Origin of the sequence: Terribacillus saccharophilus, from assembly GCF_046592895.1 — a bacterium.
Classification (GTDB): Bacteria; Bacillota; Bacilli; order Bacillales; family Amphibacillaceae; genus Terribacillus; species Terribacillus saccharophilus_D.
The window spans coordinates 626,970-640,604 of the sequence record NZ_JAWVPU010000002.1; the positions used below are offsets into that span (position 1 = coordinate 626,970).

The 13,635-nt window shown below is 44.3% G+C and carries 14 protein-coding genes; 2 read left to right on the forward strand and 12 right to left on the reverse strand.

The window, feature by feature from the left end; all coding sequences use genetic code 11:
- Positions 1-47 precede the first annotated feature (47 nt).
- From SFC66_RS08995 to SFC66_RS09010, 4 genes are all read right to left on the reverse strand, one after another.
- On the reverse strand, positions 48-2,819 hold the full coding sequence (locus tag SFC66_RS08995) for a glycoside hydrolase family 78 protein (protein ID WP_411218354.1): 2,772 nt from the start codon (positions 2,817-2,819) through the stop codon (positions 48-50).
- A 57-nt stretch (positions 2,820-2,876) separates the two neighbouring features.
- Positions 2,877-3,647 (reverse strand): SDR family NAD(P)-dependent oxidoreductase, encoded by a 771-nt coding sequence (locus SFC66_RS09000; protein WP_411218355.1) that lies wholly within the window; start codon positions 3,645-3,647, stop codon positions 2,877-2,879.
- Positions 3,648-3,901: 254 nt separating this feature from the next.
- Complete coding sequence (locus tag SFC66_RS09005) at positions 3,902-4,363, reverse strand: CBS domain-containing protein (protein WP_411218356.1); 462 nt, start codon at positions 4,361-4,363, stop codon at positions 3,902-3,904.
- Positions 4,364-4,471: 108 nt separating this feature from the next.
- A complete protein-coding gene (locus SFC66_RS09010) occupies positions 4,472-5,449 on the reverse strand; it encodes a ring-cleaving dioxygenase (RefSeq protein ID WP_411218357.1) in 978 nt (325 codons plus the stop codon).
- A gap of 751 nt (positions 5,450-6,200) precedes the next feature.
- Between SFC66_RS09010 and SFC66_RS09015 the strand changes: the two genes are divergently transcribed.
- A complete protein-coding gene (locus tag SFC66_RS09015) occupies positions 6,201-6,395 on the forward strand; it encodes a hypothetical protein (RefSeq protein WP_411218358.1) in 195 nt (64 codons plus the stop codon).
- A 16-nt stretch (positions 6,396-6,411) separates the two neighbouring features.
- Here SFC66_RS09015 and SFC66_RS09020 read toward each other — a convergent pair whose 3' ends face one another.
- From SFC66_RS09020 to SFC66_RS09040, 5 genes are all read right to left on the reverse strand, one after another.
- A complete protein-coding gene (locus SFC66_RS09020) occupies positions 6,412-6,753 on the reverse strand; it encodes a bh protein (protein WP_411218359.1) in 342 nt (113 codons plus the stop codon).
- A 139-nt stretch (positions 6,754-6,892) separates the two neighbouring features.
- Entirely contained in the window at positions 6,893-8,353 is a 1,461-nt protein-coding gene (gene dacB / locus SFC66_RS09025) for a D-alanyl-D-alanine carboxypeptidase/D-alanyl-D-alanine endopeptidase (protein WP_411218360.1), read from the reverse strand.
- Between the two features lie 117 nt (positions 8,354-8,470).
- The gene (locus SFC66_RS09030) at positions 8,471-9,238 is read right to left on the reverse strand and encodes an exodeoxyribonuclease III (protein WP_411218361.1); all 768 of its coding nucleotides are present in this window, start codon (positions 9,236-9,238) and stop codon (positions 8,471-8,473) included.
- Between the two features lie 26 nt (positions 9,239-9,264).
- Entirely contained in the window at positions 9,265-9,375 is a 111-nt protein-coding gene (locus tag SFC66_RS09035; RefSeq protein WP_411218727.1) for a zinc-binding dehydrogenase, read from the reverse strand.
- Positions 9,329-9,454 (reverse strand): hypothetical protein, encoded by a 126-nt coding sequence (locus SFC66_RS09040; protein WP_411218744.1) that lies wholly within the window; start codon positions 9,452-9,454, stop codon positions 9,329-9,331. The genes SFC66_RS09035 and SFC66_RS09040 overlap by 47 nt, the downstream gene beginning before the upstream one ends.
- Positions 9,455-9,572: 118 nt before the next feature.
- Here SFC66_RS09040 and shc point away from each other — a divergent pair, with 118 nt between their 5' ends.
- A complete protein-coding gene (shc, locus tag SFC66_RS09045; protein ID WP_411218362.1) occupies positions 9,573-11,435 on the forward strand; it encodes a squalene--hopene cyclase in 1,863 nt (620 codons plus the stop codon).
- Here shc and SFC66_RS09050 read toward each other — a convergent pair.
- From SFC66_RS09050 to proB, 3 genes are all read right to left on the reverse strand, one after another.
- Positions 11,432-12,226 (reverse strand): SDR family oxidoreductase, encoded by a 795-nt coding sequence (locus tag SFC66_RS09050; protein WP_411218363.1) that lies wholly within the window; start codon positions 12,224-12,226, stop codon positions 11,432-11,434. The two genes, shc and SFC66_RS09050, sit on opposite strands and share 4 nt — an antisense overlap.
- Before the next feature lie 12 nt (positions 12,227-12,238).
- Complete coding sequence (locus tag SFC66_RS09055; protein WP_411218364.1) at positions 12,239-12,367, reverse strand: hypothetical protein; 129 nt, start codon at positions 12,365-12,367, stop codon at positions 12,239-12,241.
- Between the two features lie 67 nt (positions 12,368-12,434).
- A complete protein-coding gene (gene proB / locus SFC66_RS09060) occupies positions 12,435-13,526 on the reverse strand; it encodes a glutamate 5-kinase (RefSeq protein ID WP_411218365.1) in 1,092 nt (363 codons plus the stop codon).
- Positions 13,527-13,635: the final 109 nt, after the last annotated feature.

A 13,635-nucleotide genomic window follows, 5' to 3' on the forward strand; every position in this document is an offset into this window, starting at 1 on the left:
ATCACAATGATTGGCAGCTTATTTGTTGATCTGTACTGGTATTCCGGTTATTTTGAGGCATCCACCTTGTTACTTTCTCCATGGATCTTATCCTGTTGATTCAGCTGATCGATCACCATTTCGAATAATGGTTTACCCTCGGCAGATGCGTTGGCAAGCATCTCACTGATCGTCAGCGGATAGGCAAACTCAATCAAGGAATTATTCATCAGTTCAGGAGCATGCTCGTTGAAAATCGCAACAGCAAGTGGTTCATCGAGAATTTCCCTCAAAGTGGAATCAAACGAGAATCGCTGTTTTTCCAGTGTAGTAGTTGTTTCATATTCATAATGGTAAGTTCCTGAACCAACTTCGACTGGCTGCTCTTGTTCCGGCAGATAAATGACAGCTGTCGTATTTGCTGGGATCTCTACATTGACTGTGATCTTATTATCCACACAAGACCACTCACTTACAATCTGTCCATATACAGAGACAAATGACGCTTGCACGGATGTAATGCCCTTGATGAATTGCGGTTTGATCATAATTTTCTTATAACCTGGTTCCAATGGATTTATCCCGGCAAGCTTTTGATACATCCAGTCCCCGATGGAACCATATGCATAGTGATTCAATGAATTCATACCAGATTCTTCAAAATCACCGTTAGGGAGAATCGAATTCCATCTTTCCCAAATCGTTGTCGCGCCCTTTTTGACGGAATACAGCCAAGAAGGATAATCTTCCTGCAAGAATACAGTCCCAGCCAAGTCATGAAGGTTGTTTTCCGTCAGTGCATGGCATAGATATGGCGTACCAACAAATCCTGTTGACAAATGATTTTTATGGTTGGCGATGTTTGTCTCCAAAGATTTTGCAATCCGTTCCCGATGTTTTTCTTCGGCAAGATCAAAGTGAAGTGCCAAAATGCATCCTGTTTGTGTTTCGCTGACAATCCGGCCAGTCGATGTGATGTACTCTGCATTGAATGTATTTCTTATCTGTTCGTAAAGTTCCCCATATGTTTTCGCATCGTCATTTTTTTGAAGTATTTCTGCTGTCTTCCTTACAATATTAGTAGAGTATGCATAATAAGCATTGGCCACTAAATATTTATCTGTGGCACCGGTACGATCGGCACTTTCTTCTTTATCCAAAGCCAGCCAGTCTCCATATTGAAAACCTGACTGCCAAAGGCCATTATCCCCACAGCGTGAAGTGATGAAATCGACCCAGCCTTTCATACTTTCATATTGATCCTCCAAGACGCGCTTATCGCCATATGTTTGATATACCACCCAAGGGATGATGACAGCCGCATCACTCCATGCAGCAGCACCTTCTTGTTGCCCCATGATGTTTGGAATCACATGCGGTACACCAAGCTCAGCGGTTTGTTCTGAAGCTAAGTCCCGAAGCCACTTTGTAAAGAATAAAGCTGTATTCATATTATAAGCAGCCGTTCCGGCAAAAACTTGCGCATCCCCAGTCCAACCAAGGCGTTCATCGCGTTGCGGGCAATCTGTCGGGATATCCAGGAAGTTCCCTCTTTGTCCCCATTGGATGTTGCTTTGAAGCTGATTGACCAGCGGATTCGAAGTAGTGAAAGTCCCGGTCTCCTCCATATGCGTATGCAATACGCATGCAGTGAAATCATCTAAACCAATGTCTTCCATTCCTTCCACGCATACATAACGAAAACCATGGAAAGTGAAATGCGGTCTGAACGTCTGTTCTTCACCATTGCAAATAAAATGATCATGAGAGATAGCATCGCGAAGCGTATCAGGATAGAAGTTACCGTCTTTATCCAACGTCTCGGCATGCCGCAGCGTTATTTTCTGCCCGCGCTTGCCTTTTAAGGAAACTTCGACAAAGCCTACGAGATTTTGACCGAAATCGATCACTGTCTCTCCTCTAGGAGTTTGGATAAGCTCTTTTGCTGAAATTCTTTGCGTGATCCGAACTGGCTCACTTTCTTGTGCAACAATACGATTGTTATCAAAATCAGCGTTCACGGCCTTTTTAATAGGAGCATTTTCAAAGCAAGAGTCTATCGTTTCCCCCATATAAAATTCACTGCTTCTGATAGATCCAGTCGTCACATTCCAGCTTTGGTCCGTTCCGATGATTTCGCTTGTGCCGTCTTTATACGTGATATGCATTTCAGCTAAAGCAGCAGTGCGGTCTCCGTAATGATTCGGTGTACAAGTAAAACCTAGTATTCCCTTATACCAACCGTTACCTACTGTTATCTGAATTTCGTTTTGTCCATCAAGCAATTGATCGGCAGTATACGTTTGATATTGCAGCCTTTTATTATAGTTTGTCCATCCCGGTGCAAAGAAAGTATCCCCTAGTTTCTCGCCATTTATCTTGATTTCGTAGACACCCAGTGATGTTGCATACACTCTGACTTTTTCAACTTCCTTCGTTAGTTGGAACTCTTTAGTGAAGATAGGACATGCAGTCTCTTCTTCTGGGAAATCATGCGATATCCATTTTGCCTGAAAGTTTGTCCCCTTTAAAAGGCCTGTTTCAAAGCTTCCTTCAATGCTTGCCTCATTTCCTTTATTATCCCAGACGTTTATCCGGATATTGTATAGGGAGCATGCAGTCAGTTTTTCCCCGTTATATTCGACCAACACCGAAGAGCTGTCTTCGATTCTCCCGGAATCCCATGCAATGTCTTCCTCTTTCATAATGATGATCTGATAAGCAGTTTGAAGAACATTCTTCTCCTCGGATACTAATTTCCAGGAGAACCTGGGTTTTGCTGTGTCAATTCCAATTGGGTTATGCTGATATTCCACTGTCAGTTTTTCTAATTTCACCATATATCAGTCCTTTTTAATTTTTATTTAACACTATCGGTAAAATCTAAATAGATGTTCTTATGCGTGGATTTGAACCCCACCATCCACATTTATCGTTTGTCCGGTTATGTGCCTGGAATCATCACTTGCCAGAAATAGTACGACAGGTGCGATGTCTTCATATGGGCTTCCAAACCTTCTTAGTGACGTTTGCTGGAAACCTAATTGTGTTGGATCACGTTGTTCTTCTGGCAGCTGATCAAGATAGGATTTGATGCCATCTGTGATCGCCCCGGGATTGACGACATTCACATTGATTCCATCAGGTCCCCATTCCCGTGCAACTACTCTGGAAAGGCCGCGTATCGCTTCTTTTATTGCTGCATAAGCTGCATAGCCCTCTTCCCCTTGATATGCAGCCCCCGAACCGAAATTAATTATTTTGCCACCATTTTCTTTCAGATAAGGATAGCAAAGCTTCATGAAATTCCAAGTCGAAACGAGACCGGTCTGATAACTGATATCCAGCGTTTCCATTTTGTGATCCAAAAAGGAATGCGGGGTCTTGATGGCAATCGCTAGATTGACCACTACATCGATTGTCCCGAACTTTTCTGCGGCAGCTTCAACAAATGCTTCTGACTGACTTAGATCAGAGACATCAACAATGCTTGAGAACACAGAAGCACCCTTGCTTTTACATAATGCTTCAGTTTCTTCAAGCGACTTTTTATTGATTTCGGCTAACGCAAGCTTTGCTCCTTCTTCTGCAAACCGACAAGCAATATACTTGCCCAACCCGCCTCCGGCACCTGTGATAATGACTGCTTTATCATCCAACTTCCCCATATTGACGCCTCCCCGATACTGATCTAAACAATAGAAAAAGCTCTCACACCCAATATTAAACGCTTTCATTTTGGACTAATATGTATATTTAAATATTCTTATAAGAAATTATATGTCATCGGTACATATTTCATGGCGTAAAAAAATTCATTACACTCGCACCTTTCATGCCAAGTGGATCTTCATCGAAATCTTACCGAAACAAAAGCACTGACTCCTTGGCTGCCAGAGTCAGTAGAGTCAGTGCTTTTATATCATAATGCATCCAGCAAACTGGAATGAATCGTACGCAAAACATCGCCGCGGCTGATCACCCCGACTACCTGTTTTTCGTCGTTGACGACCGGAATCTTCTTGAAGCGATGTTTAGCTAGGATATTCACCACGTCTTCCATCTCATCATTTTCATGAACCGTAACGATCCCTCTTCTTTTAGCCAAATTCAGTATCGGATGATCTTTTAATTCATCGACGATTTTATCCATCTTTTCTGCTTTGAAGCTCACAGTCAGCAAATAATTGAAGACAACTGTATCTTTCGGCTGGATCCCTCGCAAAATATCCCCATCACTGACGACGCCTGCGATGCGCCGGTCTTTGTCCAGTATCGGCATGCCGCTGATCCGCCGATCAACAAACGTCTTGAGCACTTGCTTTACCGTATCATGTTCGTTCGCTGCTATCACATCTGTTATCATGAAGTCTTTTGCTTTCATATAAAAGCCTTCCTTCTTTATAGGATGAATGCTACATCTTCATTATACGCTTACATGATGGATTCTGCTAAAAAAAAGACATCTGCCAATGAAGCAGATGTCTGATTATCATTCTTTTTCAAAATGCTTTGTGCTGCGTACAGTATCGATCGGTCGGACAAGTTTCTCGATTTGTTCCCGTTTGGGCTCAAGAAACGGCGGCAGCGATAGTTTTTCGCCAAGTGTTTCATATGGCTCGTCTCCCATGAAACCAGGACCATCTGTCGCAAATTCGAAAAGGATCCCTGGTGCAACCCGTGAGTATAGGGATTCGAAGAAGAAACGATCCACATAGCCGGACGTCTGGAATTGGAAGCTGTGCATCCGTTCGATCCATTCTTCCAACACGGCACGGTCCTCGACGCGGAAAGCTGCATGGTGTACGGTCCCAAAGCCCTGTCTGCCGTCCGGCAGAATTGTATTATGCTCAAGCACGATGCTTGCGCCGTTTCCGCCTTCCCCAACTTCATACAAATAGTATGACCCTTCCTGGGCAACTGGACGGAATACAAGAACTTTCTCAAGCATTTCCTTGAAATAATCGATATGTGCCGTCCGGACAAAAATCGGACCAAGTCCAGTGATGGCAAACTCCAGAGGAACAGGACCATCTTGCCAAGGCGTCCCGGATGCCACACCGTTATCGTTTTCATCACTGATCAACTGATATTGCTGTTCATCGAAATCTTCAAAGGATAGTGTTTTAATTCCGAATTGCTCTTTGATGCCGTGATGCTTCACTTTCAAACGATCGAATCGTTTTACCCAATACGCAAGAGCTGCATCTGTCGGAACGCGGAAGGAAGTTTTATAAATTTCATTGGTACCGTGCGTGCCTTTTGGAATGCCAGGAAAATCGAAGAACGTCATATCCGTTCCGGCACTCCCTTTATCATCTGCGAAAAACAGATGATATGTTTGAATATCATCTTGGTTTACGGTTTTCTTCACAAGACGCATGCCAAGTACATACGTGAAAAATTCATAGTTTTTTTCTGCGCTGCTCGTAATTGCTGTTACATGGTGCAGTCCTTTTAAATGGTTCATTTATCTCACGCTCCAGCCTGACGATGGAATTACCTCGAATTCGAGATAAACCCATTATGGAGTAATTGCCGGGTTATGTCAAATGAATAGAAATTCAAGAAAACAGTAATTATATTTCAATCATGTCAATTCTCATCAATTTTATGTTCAATTGAAATTTTTAGCGCGGTTTTGTACTTTTGTACTATATTATTTTTCTCCCTTGAATTTTCCAAATGCGATATACCTGTTTTGGGTTTTTGTTCTCTTTGCACATTTACTCTTTCTTTCAATTTCTATTTAAAACAATAGAGTTTATTCTTATCAGGTGCGAAAACATCTATTTCTATAATTTAAACTCTTCCACTTTCTTTTCTCCTTTTCATTAATTATAAATAAAGTAGAAAAGTGGATCTATTGTTAAAGCAATCATTCCCCTATTCAAATCGGACACCTTCCCTCTTTCTAGTAAAGATGACTGCAGCCGAATCTAGATGCAGAAAATAAGCAACACTATAAAATCTGTTATGCGATTTGATAAACATATGTATTTTTCTGCCCTTGTATGTGCATCCGAAAAAATACCAATTTATCTTGTCCATCATCTTCCTTGCTGAAATATGGTCATCCAGCAAATGAACGGCTGAATTTCTGCCTATACTATTCAAATAAATCGTAATAATCTATGTACAACGTAAACTTTACATTTCATTCTATGTATTTCTTCTATTTCTAATGGTAATGTGGAAATATGGCGGAAAAGAGACTTGAGATGACGAGCGCAATTCGCGACCGCGGATTTGTTTTGTTAATGATATTGTCTTTATTCTTGCAGGTAGCTGCTGCACTAATGGCGTTAAGTGAAAATGATTTGTATATCAGTTTTATCATCATCGGCTTTGCATGTACTGGATTATCCACCAGTATCGCCGATCGCTTTTACAAAACACAAAAAACAAACGCCTGAACATATGTCCAGGCGCTTACCAATGCTTGACATCTTTGAAATCCCGCATGATGATGCGCGACTCTTTGATATCGTGGTATAAACGATATGGTTTGCTCGCAAGCCGGATCGGCAGCGTAAACAGAAACTGACTGAGATCTTCCTTGTACTCTGTTGTCATCCTGGAAGGTTTGGAAAGGATACGATTTTGCCATTCTTGCTTGAATTCCTTCTGCAGGTCAAGCCGGACATCGATCGCATGATGACATTGCGTACAGCAAATCGTTTTGAGCTTATCATTGATGTATGTGATTGTGAATGGAGACTCTTCGCGACAATGGATACAATAAAGTTCTGCTTCCATACGGCTTTGTTTCACCGTTATCGCCTCTTTTCTTATAGCTTGCCCCAGGAACCTGCTACAGTCCCTGCTGCTTTTATTTCCTTCCTGTTTAGAACAATTCGCTGTTCACTTGCCAATATCCTGTCTATTTCCATCAATTTGTATACATCTTACTTTACACTCCATAAACAATCTTCAATACCTCGTCTTCTATTGCAGGTCCGTGTTCCTCATCCAGCAAACCGTTGAGCAAAATGGAGAAAACAATCTGTTCGCCAGCTTTTGTCTCCATATAACCAGATAAAGAACTGACACCAGTAAGAGTTCCGGTTTTCGCATGGATTTTCCCGGCAAGTTCGGTATCGACGAAGCGGCTGCGAAGTGTCCCTCCGACCATGCGTTCCGTCTGCCCTGCAACTGGCAGTGACTGCTTGAAAGCGAGGAACCAAGGCTCATCATTCGCTTTGCTAAGCAGTGATGTCAACTGCCGTGCTGTCACTCCGTTCACATGCGACAGACCAGAACCATCTCTGAGCACCATTTGTTCTATCGGCAGCTGCAGCTTAGCGAGATAATGTTCCATCTGGTTGATGCCGTCTTCCCAGTTCCCCTCTTTTTCCTTTGTACCGATATGCTTGATGAACATTTCAGCATGTCCATTATTGCTTAGCTTCATAAACGGAATGAGCAGATCTTGAAGCGGTGCAGATTCCTTTCGCAGCAGCACTGTATGCTGTGTTGGTGCTTTGGCTGTTTTGCTGCTGCCGTTAATTTGGATTCCAGCACTTGCGATATATTGTTGAAACAGGTGCAATACATATTCTGTCGGTTCCCAGACCGCTGCATAGTGCTGTTCTCTGTCACCAGCGGCGATTGACCCGGTTATGACAATTTCATTTGTACCATGTGTACGGGTTACATTAAGTTCTGCTTCACTATTTTTCGGTACAATGACTGCTTGATTTTTTATCGTCACATAATCTGTTGCAGGACTCATGCTTATTTCAGGCTTATCCGATCCAGACTTTGCATCTGCGACTATCTTTACCGTTCCTGTATCATGATCCAGGTCGGGCGCGACTGTCAGGGCACTGATTGCCGCCCCGTAGTAAGCAGCTTCATCTTTCCAAGTCGTATCCTCGCTATAGCGCTCTTGGTCGAAATATGTATCATCCGCAACTATGTCACCGTTGATTTGCTTGATACCTGCTTCGTGCAGCTGAATTGCAAGCTGCTCGATATCGTCATACGTTAAGGAGGGATCTCCCCTGCCAATCAAGTATAAGTTGCCATGGAGCTGTCCGTTTGAGATGCGGCCATCTGTTGCGACGATCGTTTCAAAACGGTGATCTTGTCCCATCTCATCCAGAACGGCTGCTGCAGTCAGAAGCTTCATATTGGATGCCGGACGCATGCGTTGATCCGCATTTTTCTCAAAAAGTATTCTTCCTGTATCCTTTTCAGCGATATGAATGCTGACAGCAGCTCCCTGCAGATGCTCTTCCTTTGCCAAATATTCACTAAGCCTCTCCTTCATCGACACCTCTTTTCCGGCTACGCGAGTATGGCCATGGGGAATCAAACATACAAAAAACAAAAGCATAACAGCCAATATCCGCATCCATTTGCGCAACATCGGCATCTCCTCCTTTTGCACACCTCGCTTAACCTGCACATTTCATACTATATGTATGTAGTGTAACAAAATATCTGATTATTTTAAATATTCATCAAGACATAAAGAAAGACACCTTTATAAGGTGCCTTCCCTCTCGATATACAAACAAACCGGACAATGGTCGCTTCCCAATGTATCTGCATGAATTTCAGCTTCCGTGATGTTGCCTTTCAGACGCTCGGAGACGATGAAGTAGTCGATGCGCCATCCGATATTTCGTTCCCGCACTTTATTCATATAAGACCACCAGCTATATGCATCCTCACGCTCAGGATATAGATAGCGGAAACTATCAACAAAACCCGAAGCAAGAAAAGCTGTCATTTTTTCACGCTCTTCCTTCGTAAAACCGGAATTCCCATGATTCGTTTTATGATTCTTCAAATCTATTTCCTGATGCGCTACATTCAAATCACCGCATAAAATGACAGGTTTGCGATTATCCAACTCCTGTACATACGAAAGAATTCGATCTTCCCATTCCAAGCGCTCATCCAATCGCGCCAAATCTCGTTTGGAGTTCGGCGTATAAACCGTCACCAAATAAAATGTCTCATATTCCAGAGTAATGATGCGTCCCTCAGGCTCTGTGACTCCTTCTTCCAAACCATAGGTCACGTGAAGCGGCTTATGCTTCGTAAACACGGCGGTACCCGAGTATCCTTTCCGCTGGGCATAATTCCAATATTGGTGATAGCCTGGCAGGTCCAGTTCAATCTGACCTGCTTGCAGCTTTGTTTCCTGCAAACAGAAGATATCTGCATCCTGCTCATTAAAATAATCTAAAAAGCCTTTCTTGACACAAGCTCTGATTCCGTTAACATTCCATGATACCAACTTCATTTCGCTATTTCCCCCGTTGTTCGTCTCTAGTCTGTGATATGCAGGATTATTTTCCCTGTATGTGCCCTGCTTTCCATCAACTGATGCGCTTTAGCCGCATCTTCCAGCTGGAATTCCTGTATGCCAGGAAAAGTGATTTCCCCTTCTTCTATTAAACTTATAATTGTATTCCAACACTTCCGGACCACCAGCTGTCATTGCTACAATTGCCCGCATAATGCGCCTCCCATCATTCAGAATACAAGTCATCAGTCATAATCCGTTATTCCCAGCATATTTTATCATATTGCGGCAGTGTTTCGTTCCCATAACTCTCGCGAAAAGGAGCTGAATCATGAGCCAGGTCAACAAACATGATGTGAAAAAGGCAATCGAAAAGCGCACAAGGAGACTTGAAGCGCTTCAACAGCCAGATGGATCTTGGCGGATGTGCTTTGAAGGAGCTATCCTGACAGATTGCTTCTACCTGATCACCTTCACCTCATTCGAAAAAGAACATGCAACGGTAGAGAAATTAAAAGTGAAATTACTAGCAAGACAGCGGGATGATGGCAGCTGGTCAGCTTATCCCGGCGAAAGAAATGGCAGTCTGTCCGCCACTGTCCTCGCTTATGCCGCTCTTCGTTTTGCGGGGGTTCCGGCTGCTGTGCTCCGTACTTCAGAGCGCTACATCAGCAGCAATGGCGGCATCAATAAAGCACATTTCATGATTCGATTCATGCTAGCGGTACACGGCATGGTTCCATGGCCGCCTTTTTTGAAATTCCCGATGACTGCTTTGCTTGTACCTACTACATTCCCGATTAATTTCTTCCAATTCAGCTCTTATGCCAGAATTCATTTTGTCCCGATGCTCATATTGCTGAATAAAAAGTTCAAACGAATCAGTAAACACAGTATCCAGCTTGATCATTTATTATATGAAGATGAGTGGGATGATTTAGAAGATATGCGTGCACCATTTCGTACCGTCACGGAAGAATGGAGCAGATTAGCCCGCCTGCCAGCACGTTTGCATCGCGCAGGTTATGCATACGCAGAAAGATATATGCAGGAAAGAACCGAGTCGGATGGAACACTTTACAGTTATGCAAGTGCCACCTTTTTCATGATTTATGCTTATCTTGCACTTGGGTATGAAGAAAACAATCTGAAAATCCAACAAGCTCTGAAAGGCATTCATGGGCTCGTCAATGAAAACTGCAACGGCATACATGTGGAGAATTCGACTTCAACGGTATGGGATACAGCTTTATTGAGTTACGCACTGCAGCAAGCAGGCATAAGTGTCAAACAACCCATGATCCAGTCAGCAAACCATTATTTGCTGCAGCGTCAGCATACCCAAAAAGCAGATTGGCAAATTCACCAATCCGGAATCGAACCTGGCGGCTGGGGTTTTTCCGATATCAATACGAATCATCCTGATAATGACGACACTGCTGCTGTCCTCCGTGCGCTGACAAGACAGGCTCGAGATGAGCTGACGACGAAGCGGGCATGGAAAAAAGGCACTGATTATTTACTGGCAATGCAAAATAAAGACGGCGGCTGGGCAGCTTTTGAGAAGGATACAAACTGGTGGGTGCTCGGGAAGCTGCCGATCGAAAATGCAGAAGACGCAGCCATCGATCCATCCACTGCGGATCTTACTGGCAGGGTCATGGAGTTCCTCGGCACATATGCCAGTCTGAAAAAAGATCATGCAAGTATAAAGAAAGCTGTGCGCTGGCTTTCCAAGCACCAACAGTTGAATGGTTCCTGGTATGGCAGATGGGGAGTATGTTATCTATACGGTACATGGGCTGCATTGACTGGTTTGGCAGCAGTCGGTGTGGATCCGACGGCCAAAACGGTAAAAAGAGCGGTAAATTGGCTGAAAGCTGTTCAGCATGAAGATGGCGGCTGGGGAGAATCCTGTCGCAGTGCGGAAGTGGGAACATATGTGGATTTATCAATCAGTACCGTCGTGCAAACCGCATGGGCAGTCGACGCCCTGATCGCAAGCGGTGAGCAGGATAGCGAGGAAGTGCAGCATGGCGTTCATTTTTTACTTTCGGAACCAAAGCTGCAGGCCTCCATCGACTATCCGACCGGAATTGGTCTCCCTGGCCAATTTTATATCCGCTATGAGAGCTATCCGTATATCTTCCCGCTCCTAGCCCTGAGCCACTATCAGATCAAGACAAAATCTTAATTGATACTTTTGACCATGCCCCCATCCACTACGAATGCTTGGCCGGTGACGTAGGAGTTGGCGGAAGAACAAAGGAAAACAGCCATGTTCGCAAACTCTTCTGGTTTGCCATATCTGCCTATCGGTATACTGGCCTGGCTTTCCCGCTGTACTTCTTCCAAGCTTCTGCCTTGCAAGTCAGCAGTCTTCTGATCAAGCTGATCAACCCGGTCGGTATGGATTTTGCCGGGACCTAGTGTATTGATCAGGATATTATCCGGAGCAAGCTCTTGCGAAAGCGATTTGGCCAACCCGACAATACCGGCACGGAACGTATTGGACAGCAGCAAATTATCGATCGATTGCTTGATGGAAGACGAAGCGATATTCAAGATACGGCCGCTTCCATTTTCCTTCATGATTGGAGCTGCAGCCCGGATGAATCGGACAAAGCTCAATAAATTCAGTTCGAATGCCTGCTGCCATGTATCATCATCAAAATCCATCAGCTTCCCTGCCGGCGGTCCGCCTGCATTATTGATGAGAATATCGACCGATCCTGTATGCTGTCTGGCTGCAGCGACGGCCTGGATAATAGCGTTTCCGTCGGTGATATCACATACCGAATAATACACTTCATCATTACCCGATTCCTTTATGATTTCGGCTCTTGTTTGTTTCAGTGTTTGTTCCTCGCGGCTGACGATATGAACGATAGCGCCTTCCTTGGCTAACTGCAATGCTGTTGCTTTTCCCAGCCCTTTACTTGCAGCGACAACCAGTGCTGTCTTGCCAGTTAATCCCAAATCCATTACAAGTCCTCCTTACTCTGCAGCTTTGGCAATTTTACTCTTGATCCAGCGAGCAGCTGTATCTTCTGGAATTTCATATGTACCGCCTTCACGAAGCAGTTGATTTTTATACATCGTTTGCACAAGCATGATTACTTTCATCTGCCAGCACCCCTTTCCTGCATTCATTATACACCGAAGCCGCCATGCTGGCAGGCTTGGCGGCTTTTTATAAAAAGACGATGAAATTTCGATGCACAACGGCTTTATGCCAAACGGAAGATACATCACTTTCCCGGTGGGCAAGCATTTCCCGAAGATCGGCTGATGACATGTCACTTATTCCGCGCGCGATCATATCACCGTCTGTCGTCTTGATATCCACGACTGCAGAAGCGGAGAAGGTTCCTTGAACCGCAGTCACACCGATCGGCAGTAAACTTTTCCCATGCTGCAGCAGTGCTTCGGCTGCTCCTGCATCAATCGTAAGGATGCCCGTAGCCCTGGCGTGATGCGTAAGCCATTGCTTCGTTTTACGCTGCACTTCGGATGCTTCATCGCCAATATAGGTGCCTGCCCCATCTCCTTGTGCTATTTGAAGCAGTGTGGATGACTCATTCGTCGTGCCGATGAACACAGTTACGCCTAATTCAAGTGCTGTTTGTGCTGCCAGCACTTTTGAATACATTCCCCCAGTCCCCACTTTGGAGCCGGATGTCTGTTCGATGCTCGCCTGCATTTCGGGAGGAATCGCATCCAAGCGCTGGTATCGTTTTGCATCAGGATATGTATTTGGGTTTTTGTCGTATATCCCATCTACATCGGTGATCAGAATCAGCAAATCAGCCTTTACAAGTCCGCTGACATAAGCTGACAGCATATCATTATCACCGAAGGTAAGCTCCCGGATGGACACAGAGTCATTTTCATTGATGATCGGAATGATATGACGCTTCAGCAACTCTTGCAGCGTATTATAGCTGTTGTGATATTGATCGGCATTCGTGAACACATCACGTGTCAAAAGCAGCTGCGCACATTTCATGTCATGTTGCTTGAATGCTTCTGTGTAAGCTTGCACGAGTAAACCTTGTCCGATCGCAGCCGCCGCCTGCTTTCCTTCAATCGTCACTGGTCTTGACGGATAGCCGAGCTGGCGGAATCCAGCTGCAACCGCACCGGAAGATACAAGGATCACTTCATGGCCTTCTGCAATCAAAGCTGCAATCTGGTTTGTGTGCTGGCTGATTTTCGCTTCACTCATACCTCCGCCCTGCTCGGACAGCATACTGCTGCCTATTTTTACAATTATTCTTTTCATATAAGATTCACCTTCTCGTCTAACGACTCATTTAGTACTGATTATATAGCAAATCGTCAGAAGCTCCTAGTATTCGAACATAAAAATACCTGAGCGAACAAAGAGATCG